This is a genomic window from Natronococcus occultus SP4, assembly GCF_000328685.1.
GTDB lineage: Archaea > Halobacteriota > Halobacteria > Halobacteriales > Natrialbaceae > Natronococcus > Natronococcus occultus.
Window position 1 is genome coordinate 2630355 of record NC_019974.1, and the last position, 21288, is coordinate 2651642.

The following is a 21288-nucleotide window of genomic DNA, read 5'->3' on the forward strand; positions in this document are numbered from 1 at the left end:
CATAGGCGTGGACGTACGCGGAACGGTCGCCGACGAGGTCGAGGTGCGCTCGGTGTCGACCAGCCACGGCGAGAGCGAGCTCGCCGAGGTGCCGCTGGTGCGAACTGAGGACGACGCCGCCGACCGCCCGAGCGACGACTACGAGCCGACGACGGTGACGCTGTGGAACAAGTGGACCGAGTCGGCCGAGCTGCTCGAGCCGGGGATGGAACTGCTCGTTACCGACGCGGAAATCGACGACTATGGGGCGGAGACGGGGTTCAAGACGACGGGCGACTCCTACGTCGTCGTCGAGCCGAGCTTCCTCGTCGACGTGACGTCGATCCGGAATTGGACGGAGTGTCCGCGGCTGTACTACCTGAACAAGCTCTCGGGGGTGCCGCTGAACTACCCCGTCGTGAAAGGGACCCTGGTCCACGAGGTGTTCGGCGATCTCCTCCGGGGCCGGGACCTCGAGGACGCGATCGACGCCCGGGTCGAGGAGCGAGGACTCCAGCTCGGCTTGCTCGGTGAGGATCCGGAGTCGGTCGCCGAGGACGTCCGTGAGAACGCGCAGGCGATCGAGGGGTGGCTCGAACAGGGTCGTCTCACGGAGGAAGACTCCTGGCGCTCCGAACAGCTGCTGATCAGCGAGACGTTCGGGATCCGCGGGCGGGCCGACGCGATCCGTCGGGGCGCGCCCGTCGAGCTCAAGACGGGGAAGAACCTGAAGAAAGAACCGCGCTTCAAGGACAAGGTCCAGGCCGCCTGCTACGCCCTGTTGCTCGAGGAACACGGCGGGGACGTCGACACCGGTACGCTGCTGTACACCAAGAACTCGGCGCTGGATCGCAACGAGGAGACCGGCGACCTCACCCCCGCCAAGGAGTTTTCGATGGGTAACGGGCTGTTGAAGTACGTTGTGCGGCTGCGCAACGAGATCGCCGCGGCCGAGGTCGCGGGCGACGTGCCGACGGGGTACGAGGGCAACGCCAAGTGCGAGTACTGCTTCGAGCAGGACACCTGCATGGTTGTCTCGGGGCGACTCGACCAGGAGTCGAAGGCGGGCCAGATCGGCCAGCCCCTGCCCGCCGAGGAGCGGGAGTACTTCGAGCGGTTCTCACGGGCCATCGAGGCCGAGCGCCGGGCGGTCCACCGCGAGTACGCCAAGCTCTGGGAGCAAGACGCCCGGGAGCGGGCCGACGACGACCGCGCGCTGATCGACCTCGAGTTCGTCGAGAAACGCGAGCTCGAGGCGGGTCGCTGGGAGCTTCGCGCCCGTCGAACGGGTGGCGCGACCTCCAAGCTCCGGGAGGGAGATCTCGTCCTCGCGAGCGACGGCCATCCGGTTCGGGGCCAGTCGGAGCTGGCGCGGATCGAGCGACTGGACGAGGACGAAGTCGTCCTCACCGCCGACGAGCCCGTCGCGGTCAGTCGGCTGGACGTCTACCCCTCCGAGCTGACGACCGACCGACTGCTCGTCGCGTTGCACGATCTGCTGTTGAAGGGCGACGAACGGCGCAAGGACGTGCTGTTCGACCGGGCGAACCCCGAGTTCGAAACGATCGACGAGACGTTCATCGATAACAACGACGCGCAGAACGACGCCGTCGAGATGGCCGTGGGCGCGCGCGACTGCGCGCTGATCCACGGCCCGCCCGGCACCGGAAAGACCTACACGATCGCCCGCGCCGTCCGCGCGATGGTCGACCGGGGCGAGCGGGTCCTGCTGTCGGCGTTTACCAACCGGGCGGTCGACAACGTCCTCGAGGCCGTCCTCGAGCAGCTCGACAGCGCGGGTGCGGACGACCGGATCGTCCGCGTGGGATCGGAAAGCGGCGTCCGCGAGGACATGCAGCCGTACCGCCTCGAGCGGGCCGGCGACCCCGAGACGCGACTGGCCGAACTCGAGGACGCCCAGGTCGTCGCCGCGACGACCGCGACCTGTGGCTCGCGGATCATGAAAGAGCAGTCGTTCGACGCCGCCCTGGTCGACGAGGCCGCCCAACTGACGGAGCCGGGCACGTTCGCGGCGACGAACCTCGCCGACCGGTTCGTCCTCGTGGGCGATCACGAGCAGCTCCCGCCCGTCGTCCAGGCGGAGGGTGGGACGGGAAGCGACGAGCCGCGAGCAGCCGACCTCACCGAGTCGCTGTTCGAACGGCTCGTCGACTGTCACCCCGACGCGGGCGTGATGCTCGACCGCCAGTACCGGATGAACCAGCGCATCCAGGCGTTCGCCTCGCGGGAGTTCTACGACGGGCAACTGCGCCCCGCCGAGCCCGAGGTCGCCGGACGTACCGTAGACGACCTCGAGGGCGTCTCCAGGGACGCCCTCCCCGCGACCCTGCGCGATCCCGTCGCGTTCGTCGACGTCGAGGGCGAGAGCTCCCAGTACACCGACGAGGCGGAGGCGGCCCGCGTCGCCGAGCTGATCGAGGCCTACGAGGACGCCGGCCTCGACCGGGCCGACATCGGGGTTATCGCCCCCTTCCGGGCCCAGGTGTCGACGATCTCGAGTCACGTCCCCGCGGACGTCGCCGTCGACACCGTCGACCGCTTCCAGGGCTCGAGCAAGGAGCTCATCATCGTCTCCTTTACCGCGACGGGGAGCCTCGAGGGGCCGATCTTCGAGGACTACCGCCGGATCAACGTCGCGCTCACTCGGCCGAAGCGAGCCCTGGTGCTCGTCGGCGACTCGAGGGCGCTGTCGTCCGATCCGGTGTACGGACGGATGCTCGAGTGGGCACAGACCTGACGGCCGTTGGCGACGCCGTTCCAACGGAATCCTTACTGTTCGAGGCTCGAGACGCTCACTGTGTATGCGACTCGAGGACGAAAGCGCCGCGATCCGCGAGCTGTTTCCGACGGCGTACACCGACATCGCGATCGCCGTGACCGAACTCGGCGGACAGAGCACGCTCATGCTCCTGCTCGCGACGCTGTTTTGGCTCTCGAGTCAGCGGCGAACCGCCCTCGTGATCGCGTACGCTCTCGCCGGCGTCTCTCTGCTGCTCGCGATCAAGACCGTGCTCGGGCTGCCCCGTCCGCCCGCGGAGCTCTTCCTCAAGCCGCTCGAGTCGGACACTTACGGCTTCCCGAGCGGCCACGCCTTCGCCGCCACCGTCGTCTACGGCGGGCTCGTCTCCGCGTACGACCGCACCCGCGACTTCCGGGCCGTCGCCGCAGCCGGCACGCTGATCCTGACGGTCTCGCTCTCCAGGGTCGTCCTCGGCGTCCACTACATCGGCGACGTGATCATCGGCGTCGCCATCGGGTTCGTCTTCCTCGGCGCGATGAACCGAGCGACGCGCGGCGAGCCCCAGCGCGCGTTCGCGATCGCGCTCGGCCTCTCCGTTCTGGCGATGCTCGCCGTCGGTTCGTCGAGCGAACTGCTGCTCGGCCTCGGCAGCTCGATCGGCGGTCTGTTCGCCTCGCGTCGACTCGACCGGTTACCGCCGTCTCGCTCGGCGCTCGAGGACGGCGTCCTCGTCGTCGTCGGCATCGGCTACGTGGTCGCGATCACGACCCTCGAGTCCGTCGTCTCGACGGTCGAACCGCTGCTCGTCCCGCTCTACGCCGCACTTCTTGCGGGGATCGTCCTTGCACCCGCCGCAGTCGGGCGCCTCGGGTTCGGCGCGCTCGAGCCCGGACGGCGGTAAGGGATCGGAATCGCGTAGGGTTATGTATCGCCGATCGCAAGGTCCGGTATGTCGCAGGACGTTCCGGTTCACGCTATCGACATCGTCGTCCTCATCGTGGTCTCGGTACTCGGCGGATTCCTGCTCGCAGCCTGGACGCTGCCGCCGTCGCTGGCGTTTGACTTTGCGGTTTCGGTCCTGGCTGGAACAGTCTTCATGGCGTTCTTCCTGTTTATCCCCATAATGGGTGTGCGTCTGTTCATCGAGGACGCCCGAGAGGAGAAAGCGGAGTAGCTGCGAGCCGACAGCGACTGACGACACCACGACCGTTTTTCACGCCAGCTGCCGAACCGACTGTCACACGTGAACGTTCCACTGGGATCCGGGACGATCGAGCTGCGACTCCCCGGGTGTGACGTGACGATCGCCGAGCCGTCAGGCGGCGAGCCCGTCGACGTCCGCGCGGCCGCAGAACGGGCGCTCGAGGACCCGCTCGGGCCGCCGCTGGCCGACCGTGTCGAGCCCAACGACGACGTGGCGATCGTTGTGACGGATCTCACGCGGACGGTACCCGACGACGTGTTGCTCGACGTGCTGCTCGCACGGCTCGAGCGCCTCGACGTCGCGCGCGAGCGGATCACGGTCGTCGTCGGCCTCGGCCTCCACCGACCGATGACCGACGCGGAGCTCGAGACGATGCTCGGTCGCCACGCCGACCTGGCGGTGAACCACGATCCGGCGTCGGTCGTCGAGGTCGGAACGATCGGGGCGACGGGAGCCGATCCGGACCGACCCGACGGACCCGCGAGCGACGGCGTCCCGGTCGAGATCGGCGTCCCGGTTGCCGAGGCCGATACGGTCCTCTCGACGGGCGTCGTCGAACCCCACCAGTACGCCGGGTTCAGCGGCGGCGCGAAGACTGTCGCCATCGGCGCGGGAAGCGAGTCGCTGATCCGGTACACGCACGGCCCGGCGCTGCTCGCCCGCGAGGACGTCCGTCTCGGACGCGTCGCCGGCAACCCCTTCAGGGAGGCGATCGACGCGGCGGGCGAGCGCGTCGGGATCGATTTCTCGCTCAACCTGACCCACGGTCCGGCGGGCGTCCTCGGGGTACGGGCCGGCGAGGGACGGCGAGTCGTCCGCGAGCTCGCGGCGGTGGCCCGAGACGCACTCTCAGTCCCAGTCGCCCGCGAGTACGATGCCGTCGTCTGCGGCGTCGGCGCGCCGAAGGACGCGAACCTCTATCAGGCGACCCGCGGGGCGACCTACGTGGCGCTCGGCGATCGGAACCCGCTGCGTGAGGGGGGTCGACTCGTCGTCCCCGCGGCCCTGCCAGAGGGTGCGGGCAAGGGAACCGGCGAGCGACGGTTCTATCGACGGCTTCGGGACGCCGACGATCCCGAATCGCTGTACGACGAGCTACGAACGGGGTACGAGCCCGGCGCCCAGCGGGCGTTCGTCGTCGCCCGCGTTCTCCGGGACCACGAGCTCGTCGTGACCAACAGCGAGGTCCCGGCGCTCGTCGAGGAGTGTCTGCTGGGCGCTGCGGACGACGTCGCCGACGCCGTCGATCCCGGCAGCGACGTGTTGGTCGTTCCGGACGCGCTGAACACCCTCCTGGTCGAGAGACAGTAGTCTGCGAGCGTCGTCGATTCGGCCACCCCGTCCGATCGCTCCGCGGTACGTTCACCTCCGCCGCCGTCGTACCACGCTCATGCTCGCGCGTCTCCGCAGTTACCGCCCCGGCGGTCGCGTCGCCGTTCGACTCGTCGTCGTCGTTGCCCTCGTCTCGATCGCTACCGGCGTCGTCGCCATCCTCACCGATCCCGTCTCCGAAGCGGCCGGAGCGCTCGGCGACGTTCAGGCCGCGGCCGAGTTCAGCGGCACCGTCGTCGGCTTCGCCTTGCTCGTCGCCGCCTGGGGGATGCGCCGCGGCTACCGGATCGCGTCCGTCGCCGCGGCGGCGCTCGTGTGCCTCGCGGCCGTCCACGGCGTCGTTCAGTTTCGGCTCGCCTCGATCCCGCTGGTCGTGCTCTCGCTCGGCGGACTCGCCGTCCTCGTACTCACCAGCGACCGGTTCACGCGATCGAGCGCGCTCGGACCGACCCAGCTCGGTGCGCTCGTGGCTATCGTCGGCGTCTGCTGTTACGGCACCGCCGGCGCGTACACGCTGCGCGCGCAGTTCGACGAGCTCCACACCGTCGCCGACGCGGTCTACTTCACGCTCGTCACCGCGAGCACGGTCGGCTACGGCGACATCCACCCGACGACCGCGACGGCGCGCCTGTTCGCCGTCTCGCTCGTGGTGCTCGGGCCGACGACCGTCGGCGTGGCCGTCGGGAGCCTGTTCGGGCCGGCGATCGAGACCCGGCTCTCGCGGACCGGCCGTCGGGCGACGGCGTACCGCTCGCGGGATCGGTCGCGGGACGGCGCTCGCGTCGTCGTCCTCGGCGTCGACGAGCGAACCGCTCGGTTCGTCGACAGGCTCGCCGAGCGGGCCCGCGTCACCGTCGTCACGAGCGACGAGCGCGGGGCGAAACGGCTCCTCGAGGGCGTCGAGACCGTCGAGACCGTCGACGGCGACCCGACCGAGACGCGCGTCCTCGAGCGCGCACGGCTCGAGGCGTGCGACGCGGTGCTCGTTACGGCCACCGGGGACATCGACCCCGCCGCCGCGTCCTCGGCCGCGCGGGCGGTCACGGACGCTCGGCTGGTGCTACTCGGGGGTCCGGACGCGGCCGCCGATCTCGGGGCCGACGCGATCGTCGATCCCGAGGCGGTCGTCGTCGACGCGATCGTCCGGGCGACGCGGGGGGAGGCGGATCAGTCCTCGTCGGCGGCCTCCCACAGCGGGTAGAGATCGTCCTGGACGGGTTCCGTGATCGTCTCCGAACCGAGTTCGAGCGCGAACCCGTCATCGGATTCCGTCGCCTCCTCGACGGTTCCGATCTCGGCAGCCTCGAGTCCGGCGTCCTCGAGGTCCACGAGCGCGTCCCCGACGGCGTCCTCGGGGACAGTCGCGAGCAAAGCGCCGGAGCCGAAGATTCGAAGCGGGTCGACCTCGGCCGCCCCGCACAGCGTCTCGGTCTCGGGACGGATCGGCACCGCGTCCCGATCCACCGCGAGCCGAACGTCGGCGGCGCGGGCGAGCTCCAGCAGGCCGGCCGCGACGCCCCCCTCGGTGGGATCGTGCATCGCGGTCGCGTACTTCCGAAGCACGCGCCCGTCGGGGACGACGCTGATCTCCTCGAGGAAGTCGGCCGCCCGCTCGCGGACGTCGGGGTCGACATCGAGCTCGTCGCCGAAGTCGGCCGCGAGGATGGCCGTCCCCTCGATCCCTGCGGCCTTCGTGAGGACGACGCGGTCGCCGGGTTCGGCCCCTCCCGTCGGGACGAAGGAGTCGGTCGCCCCCATCGCGGTCAGGGAGACGAGCGGGCGATCGAGCTGGTCGACGTACTCCGAGTGGCCGCCGACGATCGAGGCGCCGACCTCGCGGGCCGCCGCGTCGATATCCTCGGTGATCGCCTCCAGCGGCGATTCCGGGTCGGGCAGCAGGATGACGGTCGTCAGCCAGCGCGGGTCGGCGCCGGAGACCGCGACGTCGTTGCAGGCGACGTGGACGCCGAGGCGGCCGACCTGAGAGGCCGCAAGCGAGATCGGATCGGAGCTGACGACGAGGGTCCTATCGCCTTCCGGCCAGGCGATCGCCGCGGCGTCCTCGCCGTCGGCGGGCCCCTGGATCACCGACGGGTCGTCGGTCGCGGTCCCCGTGCGGCCGAACACGTGCTCGAGCAACTCCTCCGGCGGTACCTTTCCGGGCATACAACGAACTGGGCGGATCGGCGGTTTGTAGCTGTCGGCAGCAGTCGGTCCGCCCTCCGGAAGCCGATCTCGGGGCGCGGACCGCGTCAGGCCGTTCGCTCGAGGTCGTCGAACAGCGCCGCCACGCGGCGCTCGATCTCGTCGCGCTGCTCGCGCGTCTCGTCCGACTCGAGTGACCAGATCCGAACCTCTCCGTTCCAGTCCTCTGGCACGAACTCCGAGGCCGAACAGCCCATCGTCACGACGAATTCAGCGCCGGCCACGTCGTCCGTCGTGATCCGTCGTGGCGTTCGGCCGCTGACGTCGAGTCCCTCCTCTTCGAGGACGTCGCGGGCGTCCTCGCTGATCGACTCCTTCGGATCGGTGCCACCGGTGACGAGCTCGACGTCGAGTCCGCGTCGATCCCGCTCCCGTTCGGCGAAGGCGGTTGCCATCTGGCTGCGGCCCGCGTTTCCGACGCAGGCGAACACGATTTTCGTCATCGATCTACCTACGCTCGCGACCCCTACCAGTATTTCCCCGGCGAGCCCGTGCCGGAATCCCAACCCATACACCCTCGTTCCCCTAGGCGGACTCACTGTGGACGTCCTCGAGAAGTACCAGACTGGCTTCGTCCTCGCTGCGATCGGCGGCGGGCTCGCGCTCGGCCAGCTCGCGGGCGTTCCCGCCGTCGCCGACGCGCTCATTCTACCCTTCCTGATGGTAATGCTGTTCGGCGCGTTCGCCGGGATCCCCCTCTCGAAGCTTCGATCGGCCTTCGGCAACCGTCGGGTCGCCGGCTCGAGCCTGCTCGTAAACTTCGTCTGGAACCCGCTGTTGGCCGTCGGTCTCGGCGCGATCTTCCTCCGCGACCACCCCGCGCTGTGGGTCGGGCTGCTCATGCTCATGGTGACGCCGTGTACCGACTGGTACCTGATCTTCACCGATCTCGCCGACGGCGACGTGCCGCTGGCGACGTCGATCCTGCCGTACAACCTCGTGTTGCAGCTCGTCTTGCTTCCCGCCTACCTGTACGTCTTCGCGGGCGAACTCGTCGAGCTGCCGCTCGCGCTGTTGCTCGAAAGCGTCGCGCTCGTACTGGTCGTTCCACTCGTCCTCGCGGGGATCGCCCGCCGAGGACTCACCCGCTGGCGAGGACGGCGGTGGTTCGAGCGATCGTTCGTTCCGAAGCTCGGCCCGGTCCAGATCGTCTTCCTGACGCTCGCCATCGGCGCGATGTTTGCCTCGCAGGGCCAGGCGGTCGTCGAGAACCCCGAACTGCTCGCCCTGCTGGCCGTTCCCGTGATCGCCTTCTACGCGCTGAACCTCGCGATCGGGTTCGGGATCGGCCGCGTCCTCTCCTTTTCCTACGGCGAGCTGGTCTGTTTCAACAACACCATTCTCTCGAGGAACTCGCCGACGGCGCTCGCGATCGCGGTCGTCGCGTTCCCCCACGAGCCTCTGATACCGCTGGCGCTTGTCATCGGACCGCTGCTCGAGCTGCCGCTGCTGGGGCTGATCGCACAGATTCACACGGGAATCGCCGACCGGGACTGGTGGTCGGTGAGTGGAGACGAGCACTCCGAAGCCGGGTAGCGGCCGCTCTCGCTGGAGTCCGGTGCGTAGCGATCGACGGCAAATAGTTTGTGTACACAAGCACAAACACAACACATGGGAACGAAGACGATCGGCGTCAGAGAGGAGGTGTACGAGCGACTGAAGGCCCGGAAGCGCGAGGACGAGAGCTTTACCGATCTCGTGAACCGACTGCTGGACGAAACGACGACCGACTGGCGCGAAGAGTTCGGGACGCTCGACGAAACGGATGCGGACGAACTCGAGCAGCTGGTCGCTGACTCCCGAAAACGAGCAAGTAGCGGACTCTCGACCCGACAGGAGGAGGCGCTCGAAGCGCTATCCAACGGCGACGAGGACGACGATGAAACTGCTTGATACGACCTTTCTCATCCACTACTGGGGCGGTGTCGATGCGGTAGCGGACTACCTCGAGTCGAACGACGAGTCGGAGTTCGTGACGACCGCGCTCAACATCAAGGAGATCGCCGTTGGACGGGAACTGCAGGGCGAACTGGATCCTCACGAGATTCGCTCGACGTTCGACTGGGTGACGATACTCCCGTTCACCGCCGAACACGCGTTCGTCGCCGGGGAGCTCGAAGCCGCACTTCGTCGGGACGATGCGTTCGATCAAGACAAGATCAACTCGCTCGCGGGAGACCTCCTCATCGCCAGCGTCGCGACGGAGCGAAACGCAACCGTCGTGACACGAAATCGAGCCGACTTCGAACTGTTCGATGGCGTTTCCGTCGAGACGTACTGATCGGTGCGCTGCCGAGACTCGAACGAGCCGCTTGCGAGGACGCCGCCTCACTCACACCGGCTTCGGTGCCAGTGCGTCCATCGTCGCCTCGATCTCGCTCTCCTCGGCGCCCCGCGGGAAGCTGACCGCGACGGCGTCGATCCCGTCGACGTCCTCGAACCGCGCGAGTCGTTCGCGGGCAGTTTCGGGATCGCCGACGGCACAGAGGTCGTCGAGCAACTCGTCGGAAACGTCCTCGAGCGCGCGTTCCCGGTCGCCGTCCTGCCAGGCGTCGTGGATCGTCCCGGCCGCGTCGTACCCCTGCCGTTCGAGGGCATCCCGGTAGAAGGTGCCCATCCCGCCGACGTAGAACGCGACGTGCTGGCGGGCGAGCTCGCGGGCGCGCTCGGCGTCCGGGAGCGCACAGCAGGTGACACCGACGGTGACCGCGACGTCCTCGTGGTCGCGCTCGCCCAGTTCGGCGCCCCGCTCGAGGTCCGCGAGCCGATCCCGAACGCCGTCGGGGGTGAGCATGATCGCGTGCCAGCCGTCGGCGAACCGCCCCGCGAGCTCGACGGCCTTCGGCCCCATCCCGGTTACCTCGACGGGCGGGGCGGGGTCGGGCGCCTCGCAGCGGAGCCGAAACCCCGACAGCGAGAACTCGTCGCCGTCGTAGTCGACGGACTCGCCCGACAGCACTTGCCGGACGATATCGACGGTCTCGCGGGTGCGCCGGAGCGGGTTCCCGTACTCGAGGCCGTGCCAGTTCTCGATCACGACGGGACCGCTCGGGCCGATCCCGAGTCGAAACCGACCGTCGCTGGCCTCCTGGAGGGTCGCCGCGGTCTGGCCCAGCAGGGCGGGCGACCGGGAGTAGGCGTTGACGATGCTAGTGCCGAGATCGACCGCCTCTGTTCGCTCGGCGATCGTCGAAAGCACCGTCACCGCGTCCCGACCCCACGTCTCGGGCAGCCAGACGCAGTCGTACCCGCCGTCCTCGGCCCGTCGGGCGTAGTCGGCCAGCGAGTCGACGCTCGGCTGGGCCGCGACGGGCAGGTGGACGTCTCGGTCGGTCATATGTCGGGCGACTCCTCGATGCGCGGAACTCCCTGTGCGGTGATCGTCTCGCCGACGATGTACGAGGAGGCGGGGCTCGCGAGGAACTGCGCGAGGTCGGCGATCTCGTCGACGGTCCCCATCCGGCGCTCGACCTCGGTGCGGTCGACCTCGTCGGCCGAGATTCCCATCTGATTCTCGACGCCTTTCGTCGCGACGAAGCCGGGCGCGATGCAGTTGACCCGCACCCCTTCCGAGGCCCACTCGTAGGACAGCGTCGTCGTCAGGTTCACGACCGCGGCCTTCGCGGCGCCGTAGTGGCTCATATACGGCGAGCCCGTCTCGCCCGCGACGCTTGCCAGGTTGATCACGATCCCGCCGCCCGCTTTGAGGTGGTCGGCGGCGGCCTGCGTGCAGTGGTAGGTGCCGTGGACGTTGATGTCGACGATCGTCTTCCAGCCGTTCTCCGAGATGTCGTCGAAGTTCGCCATGAACGAGGCGCCCGCGTTGTTGACGAGGACGTCGAGCCCGCCGAACTCCTCGACGGTCGCCTCGACCAGCGCGTCGACGGCCTCGCGGTCGGTGACGTCACACTCGACGGGCAGGGCCGATCCGGGGCGGTCGCTCGCCGCGATCTCCTCGGCGACGGGATCGACGTTCTCCTGCTCACGCGAACAGATCACCACGTCGACTCCGTCGTCGGCGAACCCCTTCGCGATCGCCGCGCCGATCCCGCTCGAGGCGCCCGTAACGATCGCGACGTCCCCGTCGACGCCGAACTGGTCCGTGCTCATCGACGACCACCCGCCGCAGAATCTATTACCATTGTTAGCTACAGTACTGGATATGCAGACACTGTTAATAAATATGGGTGCGGAACGCGGCGCGGGACGGCCGAACGTCAGGACCGACGACCCCGAACCACGAGGACGACCGCCCCGTCCTCGGGAGAACCGATGACGGGGAGAGACCCCGGGAGCGATCGGGAGTGGGAGGCGGTGTTCTGGGACATCGGCGGGGTCATCCTCGATCTCGAGTCGGTTCGAACCGCCCACGCCGCCTTTATCGAGGAGTTGCTCGAGCGCCACGACGTCGACGCGATCCCCGAGGACGCCCTCGAGACCTGGCGCGCGACTGTCGGCGCCCACTTCCGCGAGCGAGAGGGGACGGAGTTCCGGGCGGCCCGCGAGGGGTACCACCGGGGCGTTGCGGCGGTCGTCGGCGAACCCGTCCCGCGCGAGGAGTGGCAGCCGCCGTTCCGGCGGGTCGCTCGGAAGACGATCGAGCCCGTTCCGGGGGCCGTCGAGGCGATCGAGGAGCTCGCCGACCGGGCGCTCCATGTCGGCGTGATCAGCGACGTCGACGACGAGGAGGGGAAGTGGATGCTCGAGCGCTTCGGCGTCCGCGCGGCGTTCGACTCGATCACGACCTCCGAGGCGGTCGGGCGAACGAAACCCGATCCCGCGATGTTCGAGACCGCCCTCGAGAAGGCGGGCGTCCCGGCCGAGCGGTCGCTGATGATCGGCGACCGCTACGACCACGACGTGAAAGGCGCCGACGATGCGGGACTTCATGGCGTCGCCTTCGGCGCCGAGGACGGCCCCGCGGTTGCCTACCGAATCGAATCGCCCCTCGAGGTCCTCGAGATCGTCGACGACTGATCGAATCGGTCACCTCGCGACAGCGGATCCGCCCGTCGTCTGTGAACTCGTAGCGTCCGAAGACGTAAACGGGACGGAGAACGTCTGTAGGGCGTATATTCTGGCGTATTCAGGGCGAAGCCCTATCCGGGCGCCGAGCGGAGTACGATCCGTCTGTCGAACGGCCCGAGCGGTCGTCGACGAGCGAACTGGATGACCATGAAAACGACCGGACGCGGAACGTCCCGGGTGACGATTCGGCGGTTCGAGCGCGGCGACCGCGACGCGTTCCTCTCGCTGTACGAGACCGTCTTCGATCGGGATCGATCGACCGACTGGTTTCGCTGGAAGTACCGGGACAATCCCTACGCCGACCACGTCCCCATCGTCGTCGCCGAGGACGACGGCGACCTCGTCGGCTGTCGGTCGCTGTTCGCCCAGGAGCTGCGCGGCGACGGCGCCGTGCGAACGGCGTTCCAGCCCTGCGATACGATGGTCCACCCCGACTACCGCAGGCGCGGCCTCTTCGACCGGATGAACGAACGAACCGTCGAGCGGTACACCGACGGCGACCCCGCGTTTTTCTTCAACTTCCCGAACGAGGCCTCGATCCGGGGCAACCGGAACCACGGCTGGCGCGAGATCGGGACGGTTCCGCTCTACTACCGGATTCAGGATCCCGTCGGCGTCCTCGGGCAGTGGCTCGACGGGACCGACGGGAACGCGACGGAGCGCCACGACGGGACGGGAGCGACGTCGCTGGCGCGTGCGGTCGCCGACGGCGTTCACCGGTCCGGCGACCGACTGCTCGCGCCTGACGTCGACCTCGAGATCGGACGGTACGAGTCGCCGCCCGCCGACGTCCTCGAGACGGTCTACCGACGGTCGATCCCCGAAGCGTTACACACGAACCGGACGGCGTCGTTCTACCGCTGGCGGCTCGCGAACCCGGACCACGAGTACGTCACCTACGTCGCGAAACGGGCCGGCGAGCCGGTCGCCGCGCTCGTCACCGCCGCGGTCGAGGACCGGCTGCGGATCGTCGAGACGCTCCCGCGAGCGATCGACTCCGAGCGGACGGCGCTCGAGCGCCTGCTCGCGGCGGTGCTCGTCGACGCAGGCGACCACCGCCTCGTCACCGCCTTCGGCGAGACGCTGCCGAGGCCGGCCCGGTACCGCTTTTACCCCGACACGCGACCACCCCTCTCGACGGCGCTGCAGCCGTCGTCGCGGACGCTGCTCGCGCGCGATCTCGACGCCGGCGCCGCGGTCGAACACAGCTCGATCGCCGACTGGACGTTCTCGCGACTCGACCTCGACACGACCTGACGATCAGCTCCGGAACCGGGTCACGGGATCGAGCTCGCTCTCGTCGACGTCCTCGAAGGCGTCGCGGGCGATCACCCGCTTGTGGACCTCGTCGGCGCCGTCGACGAGACGGAAGGCGCGGACGTTCTCGTAGAAGTCCGCCAGCGGCAGGTCCTTGCCGATCCCGTTGGCGCCACAGCACTGGATCGAGCGGTCGACGGCGTCCTGCACGACGTCAGCCGTGAATACCTTCGCCATCGAGACCGGGACGCGGGCCTCCCGCCCCGCACTGATCTCGCGGGCCGCGTGCCGAACCATCGTCCTGGCGGCGTGGAGCCGCGTCTCGGCGTCGGCGATCCCGTAACGCAGGCTCTGTTTCTCCGACAGACTGGTGCCAAACCCCTTGCGCTCGCTCGTGTACGCCTTCGCGACCTCGAGGGAGCGCTGGGCCATCCCCGAGAAGCGCATGCAGTGGGTGAGCCGCGCGGGGCCGAGCCGTTTCTGGGCGATGGCGAAGCCGGCGTTTTCCTCGCCCAGCAGGTTCTCCTCGGGAACCCGCACGCCGTCGTAGACGATCTCGGCGTGACTCGTCCCCGTCACCTCGCCGCCGACGTGGGGGATGTCCCGCTGGTATTCGACGCCGTCGGCGTCGCTTGGCACGAGGAAGATCGAACACCCCTCGTAGGGGTGAGCGTCCTGATCGGTGCGGGCCATCACCAGCAGGACGTCGGCCTCGCTACCCTGGGTGGTCCACCACTTGTGGCCGTCGATCACCCACTCGTCGCCCTCCTTCCGGGCCGTGGTCTCGATCATTTTCGGATCCGACCCGCCACCCTGCATCGGCTCGGTCATCGAGAACCCGGAGTGGATCTCGGCCTCGACCAGCGGCTCGAGCCACCGATCTTTCTGCTCGTCGGTGCCCGCCATCTCTAAGGTGTGCATGTTCCCCTCGTCGGGCGCGTCGACCCGCAGCGCCAGCGGGCCGAGCAGGCTGCGGCCTGCCTCCTCGAACGCGGGCAACACGTCCCGGAACTCGAGCCCGAGCCCGCCGTACTCCTCGCTGACCTGCGGGGCGTACAGGTCACGCTCGCGTGCCGTCTCGCGCAGTTGCTCGACCGTCTCCTCCGAGACGGGACCCTCGCCGAGGACCTCCCGCTCGGCGGGGATCACGTCCTCGTCGACGAACTCCCGAACGTCCGCGGCCAGCTCGCGCGCCCGATCGCTGTCGTGATACTCCATACCAGTATATAAACGAACATTGTAAGATAAACGTTCCGTCGTAACTGTTTTCGTTAATCAGAACGGGAGTAGTACCGTACGCGACCATGCTTCAGGCAGCCGTCCCCTCGACGCAGTCGACGAACCGAAGCGCCCCGATCGAACGACAGGGTGGCGACCCATGACCGACTCCTACTCCGACCGACTGGTCGACGAGGACGCCCTGGCGACCTACCTCGAGGACCGGCTGGGCCCGGTCGAGCGCTACGCGGTCGAGCGCCACACGGAGGGCCACTCCAACGAGACGCTGTTTCTCACCTGGGGCGACCGCGAGCTGGTGATCAGGCGACCGCCGCCCGGTGAGACGGCCGACACGGCCCACGACGTGCTCCGGGAGCACCGCGTGACGAAGGCGCTGGTCGACACCGACGTCCCGGTTCCCGAGCCCGTGCTCGCCTGCGAGGACCACGACGTCCTCGGCAGCGACTTCTACGTGATGGAGCGACTCGCGGGCGACGTCCTCCGGGACGAGGAACCCGACCGCTTCGCCGACCCCGGCTCGCGAGAGCGGATCGGTGAGGAGCTCGTGGACACGTTGGCGGCGATCCACGAGGTCGACTACGAGGCGGTCGGCCTCGGGGAGTTCGGTTACCCGCCGGGGTACACCGAGCGCCAGGTCGATCGCTGGGGCCAGCAGCTGATGTGGGCGTTCGAGACCACGGTCGAGGAACGGGAGGTGCCGGACCTCTACGAGGTCGGCGCGTGGCTCCAGGAGAACGTCCCGGAGGAACACCCCCACGCGCTCGTTCACGGCGACTACAAGCTCGATAACGTAATATACGGGCCAGCGGGACGCAACGCGTCCCGGAACGAGCGAGCGGACGACGCCCGCGAGCCCGAATCACTCCCGGAGCTCGTCGGCGTCTTCGACTGGGAGATGGCCACGCTGGGCGACCCCCGGGCCGACCTGGGCTGGATGCTGTCCTACTGGCGCGACCCCAAGGACCCCGACCCGGCCGTCCCGGAGCTGACGGCGACGTTCATGGAGCGCGAGGGGTATCCGAGCCGGCTCGAGCTAGTCGAGCGCTGGGAGAAACGGACCGGACTCGAGTTCGAGCACGAGCGGTTCTACCGCACGCTCGCGGTGTACAAGCTCGCCGCGCTCGGCGAGATGTTCTTCCGGCGCTACCTCGAGGGTAACAGCGACGACCCGATGTACCCGAAGATGGAGGAACGGGTGCCCGCGCTGGCCGCGCGTGCGGTGCGGATCATCGATGGGGAGGAACCGCTCTGATGCGATACTTCGAGGACGTCGAGGTCGGCGAGATCCGCGAGTTCGGCGAGTACGAGGTGACCGAGGACGAGATCGTCGAGTTCGCCGAGCAGTACGATCCCCAGCCGTTCCACGTCGACCCCGAGGCCGCGGCCGGCAGCATGTTCGGCGAGCTGGTCGCCTCGGGCTGGCACACCGCCGCGATGTCGATGCGGCTGCTCGTCGAGGGGCCCGACGGCGAGGACGATCGGGCCGCGATGGGATCGCCCGGCGTCGAGGAGCTGCGCTGGCACCAGCCAGTCACGCCCGGCGACACGCTCTCCGTACGGACGGAAGTTCTGGAGAAGCGGGCCTCGGAGAGCCGTTCGGATCGCGGCTACGTGACGAGTCGCCTCGAGACCCACAACGGGGACGGCGAGCTCGTCATGAGCTGGGTCGCGGACACGATCTACCGGCGGCGCGACGGCGAGTAGTTAGCGCCGTACGCGACCGAAACATTTCAGCGTAGTTCGTACACTACTACCTTTCCTCAGTTAACAGTGGTAACTTCGTTCGGTGGAGTTAAGACCGCCCCGGCCGACCACACGTTCATGCCAGACGATACCATCGACCGCGTCGCCGTCCTCGGCGCGGGAAACATGGGTCACGGAATCGCCGAAGTAGCCGCGATGGCGGGGTACAACGTCGTGCTCCGGGATATCGAGCCCGAGTACGTCGCGGACGGCTACGAGTCGATTCGCTGGAGCCTCGAGAAGCTCGCGGAGAGAGATCGCCTCGACGAGCCCGCCGACGCGGTCCTCGAGCGGATCGAGACGACGACGGATCTCGCCGACGCCGTCGCCGACGCGGAGCTCGTGATCGAGGCCGCCCCGGAGAACCTCGAGCTGAAACGCGAGCTCTTCGCCGACCTCGAGCGGTTCGCCGACGAGGACGCCCTGCTGGCGACGAACACCTCGAGCCTGCCGATCACCGACGTCGCCGCGGCCGTCGACTCGCCCGAACGCGTGCTGGGGCTGCACTTCTTCAACCCGCCGGTGAAGATGGATCTCGTCGAGGTGATCTACGGGGCGGAGACGAGCGACGAGGTCGCCGAGGCCGGCCACGACTGGGTCGAATCGATCGGCAAGACGCCGATCTACGTTCGCAAGGACGTCCGCGGCTTCGTCGTCAACACCATCGTCGGTCCGTTCGTCGGCGAACCCGCGTGGATGGTCTCCGAGGGCGACGCCGAGATCCGACAGGCCGACGCGGCGATGGTCCACGAGCGGGGGTATCCGATGGGGCCGTTCGAGCTCGCCGACCTGACGGGGATCGATGTCGGCTACCACGTCCGCAAGGAGGCCGGCGACGACGTTCCGCCGGTGATGGCCGAGAAGGTCGAAGCCGAGGAGCTCGGCAAGAAAACCGGGACGGGGTTCTACGACTACGAGGACGGTGCCGGTCCCGACTACGAACCCGACCAGGGGGAGGGGTTCGACACGCTGCAGGTCGAAGCCCGCATGATCAACCGCGCGGCCTCCCTGGTCGGCGAGGACGTCGCGACCCCCGAGGCGATCGACACCGGGGTCCGCCTCGGGCTTGGGTTCCCCGAGGGGATCTGCCGTCGCGGCGATCGGCTCGGCCTCGATCGCGTCCTCCAGAAGCTCGAGACCGAACTCGAGGCGACCGGCGACGACCGGTTCGAACCCCACCCCTACCTGCGCGAACTCGTCACCGAGAGGAAGACGGGCGAGGACGCCGGCGCGGGCTTTCACGAGTACGGCGACGGCGGGGACGACGGCCTCGACTCCTACCGCTACCTGAACGCCGCGATCGAGGACGGCGTCCTCGAGGTCGAGCTCGATCGGCCCGAGCGGATGAACGCCCTCTCGACGGCGCTGCTGGACGAGATCGACGACCTGTTCTCGACGGTCGGGACCGACGAGCTCCGGTGTGTGACGATCGAGGGAGCTGGCGATCGTGCCTTCAGCGCCGGGGCGGATATCGGCGGCTTCGACTCGCTCGAGCCGACCGACGCGATGGACGTCACGCCCGCCTTCGAGACGGTCAACGAGTTCCCGCGACCCGTGATCGCGACGGTCGACGGCTACTGTCTCGGCGCGGGCCTCGAACTCGCGCTGGCCTGTGACCTGCGGATCGCGACGAAGCGGTCCTCGTTCGGCGCCCCCGAGATCGGCCTCGGGCTGATTCCGGGCGGGGGCGGCACGCAGCGGCTCCTCCGCGTCCTCGGCGAGACGCGCGCGAAGGAGCTGGTCTTCCGGGGCAACCACATCGACGCCGAGCGGGCCGAAGCGTGGGGACTGGTCAACCGGGCCGTCGATCGCGAGGCGTTCGACGACCTCGTCGCGGCGTTCGTCGACGACCTGCGCGAGGGACCGCCGCTGGGCCTCGAGGTTGCCAAGAAGGTGCTGAACCGGGGCGAGGACGCGAGCCTCGAGGCGGCGCTGACCATGGAGAGCCAGGGTTTCGGCCTGCTGCTTGGCACCGAGGACGTCCGGGAGGGAACCGCGGCCTTCGCCGCGGACCGCGAGCCGGAGTTCGAGGGGCGGTGAGATGGCCGACGCGACCGATCGGATTCGGTTCGCGGACCTTGAGATCGGCCACGAGGTCGTCACCCACTCGCGGACGATCACCGAGGCCGACGTACGGGAGTTCGCGGGCGTCAGCGGCGACTTCAATCCGCTCCATCTGAGTGAGAGCTACACGGCCGACCTGCCGTTTGGCGAGCCGATCGCTCACGGCGCCCTGTTGTTCGCCGTGACGACGGGGCTGCTCTGGCAGTACCGCCACGAACGACCCGAGACCGTCGCGTTCTACGGCGTCGACTCGCTGCGGTTCACCGAGCCCGTCACGATGGGGACGACGGTCCACGCCGAGTCCGAACTGATCGAGAAAGAGCCTCGCGATCACCCCGTCGGTGACGGCGTCGCCCGCTACGAGACCCGCCTCGTGACGGACGGCGGGACGGTCGCGATCTCCTGTGAACTGCTGACGCTCGTGCGGTGATCGCTCCCTTCGACGCCTCGTCGGTGGACGGTCCCTCCGAGCGCGTTGCCTATTCGTCGCCCGTCTCGGAGTCGTCTCCCTCGTCGATGTCGCCGATGTCGTCTCCCTCGTCGATGTCGTCGATGTCGTCTCCCTCGTCGATGTCGTCGATCTCGTTCTCGGCCGCGTCCGCCTCGCCCTCGACCGAGGACTCGAGGTCGTCCATCTCGACGTCCGAGTCGAGTTCGTCCCGGTCGATCGCGTCGTCGAGGACGTCCGGGTCGGCGACCGCGCCCACGCCGTCGTTCGCGACCGCGTCCTCGATCGTGCCGGCGTCGATCGCCGCGTCGACGTCCTCGGATTCCGAGACGCTCCGGAGGGCCCGGCGGACGGCGACGTAGCCCGCCAGGGCGACGCCGCCGGAGGCGACGGCTCCCGGGATGCCAAAGCGTTTGTAGCCGAACGTAACGGCCTTCTTCCCGACGGTAAGTGCGCCGATCATAGCGCTTGTCGTAGCGGCGGCGGCGGGAAGAGGGCGAGGCTTTCGTGTGGAGGGACGCCGGGCCACCGATTCGAGTCGGACACGCGACGCCGACTCCCGCCTGTCGCCGCTGGAGGCCGACTCGTCAGCGAATCGGACAAAAGTATAATGATTACTGAATTTCAACCACTATTAGAATATGACGGACCGATCGAACACTCGTCGACGATTCCTCGCGCTCTCCGGAGCAACGATGGCGACCGGCCTGGCCGGCTGTTCGGACTCCGATGGGTCGGAGACCGACGATGACGGGACGAACGAGACGGACGACGAGGCCGATGACCCGCCGGCGGACGACACCGAAGACGAGGACGACGACGAACCAGACGAGGAGGAGGCCGACGCCGACGAGTACGGCCCGCCGGAGCTCGCGCTCGAGACCGAGTACGACAGCCGCGAGGAGTTCGGCCAGCCCGGGGAAGGGTTCGACGACTTCGAGGACGCCGACGAGTGGGCGGTCGTGCAAGGGTCCGCGGAGCCCGACGAGGAGTTCGCGTTCGAGGGATCACAGAGCCTTCGACTCGCCGCCGAAGACGGCGAGGACGTCATCGTCGAACGGGAGATCGAGCCGACGGACCTGTCCGATCGCGAGCTCTCGCTTGCGGTGCGGACGACTACGCCCGGCAACGTGGCGATCGATATCCGCCTCGAGGACGCCTACGGGGGTGCGACCCACCACCAGCTCCGGGCGGTCTCCTACGGCAGCGACGACGTCGGCTGGTTCCGGACGAACCCGGGCGCGTTCGAGGAGGGGACGACGCCGCTCGAGCGCGACGCAGTCGAACGGATCCAGCTGCTCGTCTACAACACCGACGACGCCGAGGTGTGGGTCGACGACCTCCGGATCCACGACAAACCCGAGAGCGGGTACGTCGTCCTCTGCTGGGACGACGGGACGCCGGACTTCTACGAGCGGGCCAGCCCGCTCCACGACGAGTACGACGTCAACGCCGTCCAGTCCGCCGTTCGGCAGTGGACCCAGGGCTCACGGGACGACGTTCTGACCCTCGACCAGCTGCAGGAACGCCAGGAGGCTGGCGACCAGATCATCGCTCACGGGAGCCACGTCTTCCTCGAGGACCTCGAGGAGGACCAGCTCAGGGAGTCCCTCGAACGCGACAAGCAGTGGGCCGTCGACAACGAGCTCCAGGGCGGCCACTACATCACCTACCCGCACAACAGCTTCGATCAAACTGTACTGGACGTCGTCTCGGACTACTACTACGCGGGCGGGTTCAACCAGGCCGGCGACGTGAACCTCACCGGCGTCTACGGCTTCGACCCGCTCGTCTTGCCCCGGACGATCGGCCACGACCTCGACATCGCGAAGCGGTGTGTCGACCTCGCCGCGGCCCACCGCCAGTGTACGATTCTCAACTTCCACGCCTTCGATCTAGAGAACACGATGGCCGAAGACGAGTACGAAGAACTCCTGCAGTACATCGATAGCGAGGACGGAGTCGAGGTCATCGACTTCGACGATCTCTGGACGATGCGTCGCGAGGGCCACTAGCGCGAGTGTCGCG

21 protein-coding genes are annotated in these 21288 nt (G+C 68.5%); 15 read left to right on the forward strand and 6 right to left on the reverse strand.

Features of this window, described 5'->3' with window-relative positions:
- The first annotated feature begins 7 nt into the window (after positions 1–7).
- The 5 genes from NATOC_RS13160 to NATOC_RS13180 all read left to right on the forward strand — a co-directional run bounded on the left by NATOC_RS13160 (position 8) and on the right by NATOC_RS13180 (position 6477).
- Positions 8–2737 carry an AAA domain-containing protein gene (locus NATOC_RS13160; protein WP_049888769.1) on the forward strand — a complete coding sequence of 910 codons (2730 nt, stop codon included), beginning with the start codon at positions 8–10 and terminating at the stop codon, positions 2735–2737.
- A 64-nt stretch (positions 2738–2801) separates the two neighbouring features.
- A complete protein-coding gene (locus NATOC_RS13165) occupies positions 2802–3641 on the forward strand; it encodes a phosphatase PAP2 family protein (protein WP_015321941.1) in 840 nt (279 codons plus the stop codon).
- A 48-nt stretch (positions 3642–3689) separates the two neighbouring features.
- Positions 3690–3914 carry a hypothetical protein gene (locus tag NATOC_RS13170; protein WP_015321942.1) on the forward strand — a complete coding sequence of 75 codons (225 nt, stop codon included), beginning with the start codon at positions 3690–3692 and terminating at the stop codon, positions 3912–3914.
- 69 nt (positions 3915–3983) lie between these two features.
- Positions 3984–5255, forward strand: a complete 1272-nt coding sequence (locus NATOC_RS13175) for a lactate racemase domain-containing protein (RefSeq protein ID WP_015321943.1) — start codon at positions 3984–3986, stop codon at positions 5253–5255.
- A gap of 79 nt (positions 5256–5334) precedes the next feature.
- Complete coding sequence (locus tag NATOC_RS13180) at positions 5335–6477, forward strand: ion channel (protein WP_015321944.1); 1143 nt, start codon at positions 5335–5337, stop codon at positions 6475–6477.
- Here the strand turns inward: NATOC_RS13180 and NATOC_RS13185 are convergent.
- Positions 6444–7442 (reverse strand): AIR synthase family protein, encoded by a 999-nt coding sequence (locus tag NATOC_RS13185; RefSeq protein ID WP_015321945.1) that lies wholly within the window; start codon positions 7440–7442, stop codon positions 6444–6446. The genes NATOC_RS13180 and NATOC_RS13185 overlap by 34 nt on opposite strands.
- 86 nt (positions 7443–7528) lie before the next feature.
- Complete coding sequence (locus tag NATOC_RS13190; RefSeq protein ID WP_015321946.1) at positions 7529–7924, reverse strand: arsenate-mycothiol transferase ArsC; 396 nt, start codon at positions 7922–7924, stop codon at positions 7529–7531.
- Positions 7925–8021: 97 nt separating this feature from the next.
- On the opposite strand from NATOC_RS13190, the gene NATOC_RS13195 reads away from it, so the two are divergent.
- The 3 genes from NATOC_RS13195 to NATOC_RS13205 all read left to right on the forward strand — a co-directional run bounded on the left by NATOC_RS13195 (position 8022) and on the right by NATOC_RS13205 (position 9762).
- Positions 8022–9017 carry an arsenic resistance protein gene (locus tag NATOC_RS13195; RefSeq protein WP_015321947.1) on the forward strand — a complete coding sequence of 332 codons (996 nt, stop codon included), beginning with the start codon at positions 8022–8024 and terminating at the stop codon, positions 9015–9017.
- 75 nt (positions 9018–9092) lie between these two features.
- Positions 9093–9374, forward strand: coding sequence for an antitoxin VapB family protein (locus NATOC_RS13200; RefSeq protein ID WP_015321948.1), 282 nt, complete (start codon positions 9093–9095; stop codon positions 9372–9374).
- On the forward strand, positions 9361–9762 hold the full coding sequence (locus NATOC_RS13205; protein ID WP_015321949.1) for a type II toxin-antitoxin system VapC family toxin: 402 nt from the start codon (positions 9361–9363) through the stop codon (positions 9760–9762). The genes NATOC_RS13200 and NATOC_RS13205 overlap by 14 nt, the downstream gene beginning before the upstream one ends.
- Before the next feature lie 51 nt (positions 9763–9813).
- On the opposite strand, the gene NATOC_RS13210 is transcribed toward NATOC_RS13205, so the two are convergent.
- Both NATOC_RS13210 and NATOC_RS13215 read right to left on the reverse strand, forming a co-directional pair.
- A complete protein-coding gene (locus tag NATOC_RS13210) occupies positions 9814–10818 on the reverse strand; it encodes a TIGR04024 family LLM class F420-dependent oxidoreductase (RefSeq protein WP_015321950.1) in 1005 nt (334 codons plus the stop codon).
- Positions 10815–11591: an SDR family NAD(P)-dependent oxidoreductase gene (locus tag NATOC_RS13215; RefSeq protein WP_015321951.1), complete on the reverse strand. Its 777-nt coding sequence runs from the start codon at positions 11589–11591 to the stop codon at positions 10815–10817. The genes NATOC_RS13210 and NATOC_RS13215 overlap by 4 nt, the downstream gene beginning before the upstream one ends.
- A gap of 162 nt (positions 11592–11753) precedes the next feature.
- On the opposite strand from NATOC_RS13215, the gene NATOC_RS13220 reads away from it, so the two are divergent.
- Both NATOC_RS13220 and NATOC_RS13225 read left to right on the forward strand, forming a co-directional pair.
- Positions 11754–12458, forward strand: a complete 705-nt coding sequence (locus tag NATOC_RS13220; RefSeq protein ID WP_015321952.1) for an HAD family hydrolase — start codon at positions 11754–11756, stop codon at positions 12456–12458.
- 192 nt (positions 12459–12650) lie between these two features.
- Positions 12651–13766, forward strand: a complete 1116-nt coding sequence (locus NATOC_RS13225; protein ID WP_015321953.1) for a GNAT family N-acetyltransferase — start codon at positions 12651–12653, stop codon at positions 13764–13766.
- 3 nt (positions 13767–13769) lie between these two features.
- On the opposite strand, the gene NATOC_RS13230 is transcribed toward NATOC_RS13225, so the two are convergent.
- Complete coding sequence (locus NATOC_RS13230; RefSeq protein ID WP_015321954.1) at positions 13770–14984, reverse strand: acyl-CoA dehydrogenase family protein; 1215 nt, start codon at positions 14982–14984, stop codon at positions 13770–13772.
- A gap of 160 nt (positions 14985–15144) precedes the next feature.
- Here NATOC_RS13230 and NATOC_RS13235 point away from each other — a divergent pair, with 160 nt between their 5' ends.
- The 4 genes from NATOC_RS13235 (at position 15145) to NATOC_RS13250 (ending at position 19242) form a co-directional block, all read left to right on the forward strand.
- Complete coding sequence (locus NATOC_RS13235) at positions 15145–16257, forward strand: phosphotransferase family protein (protein WP_015321955.1); 1113 nt, start codon at positions 15145–15147, stop codon at positions 16255–16257.
- Positions 16257–16709, forward strand: a complete 453-nt coding sequence (locus tag NATOC_RS13240; RefSeq protein ID WP_015321956.1) for a MaoC family dehydratase — start codon at positions 16257–16259, stop codon at positions 16707–16709. Before NATOC_RS13235 ends, NATOC_RS13240 begins: the two co-directional genes overlap by 1 nt.
- Positions 16710–16826: 117 nt before the next feature.
- On the forward strand, positions 16827–18788 hold the full coding sequence (locus NATOC_RS13245) for a 3-hydroxyacyl-CoA dehydrogenase/enoyl-CoA hydratase family protein (RefSeq protein WP_015321957.1): 1962 nt from the start codon (positions 16827–16829) through the stop codon (positions 18786–18788).
- Position 18789: 1 nt separating this feature from the next.
- Positions 18790–19242, forward strand: a complete 453-nt coding sequence (locus NATOC_RS13250) for a MaoC/PaaZ C-terminal domain-containing protein (RefSeq protein WP_015321958.1) — start codon at positions 18790–18792, stop codon at positions 19240–19242.
- A 49-nt stretch (positions 19243–19291) separates the two neighbouring features.
- On the opposite strand, the gene NATOC_RS13255 is transcribed toward NATOC_RS13250, so the two are convergent.
- Positions 19292–19723, reverse strand: a complete 432-nt coding sequence (locus tag NATOC_RS13255; RefSeq protein ID WP_015321959.1) for a hypothetical protein — start codon at positions 19721–19723, stop codon at positions 19292–19294.
- 178 nt (positions 19724–19901) lie between these two features.
- Here NATOC_RS13255 and NATOC_RS13260 point away from each other — a divergent pair, with 178 nt between their 5' ends.
- Positions 19902–21275: a polysaccharide deacetylase family protein gene (locus NATOC_RS13260; protein ID WP_015321960.1), complete on the forward strand. Its 1374-nt coding sequence runs from the start codon at positions 19902–19904 to the stop codon at positions 21273–21275.
- Positions 21276–21288: the final 13 nt, after the last annotated feature.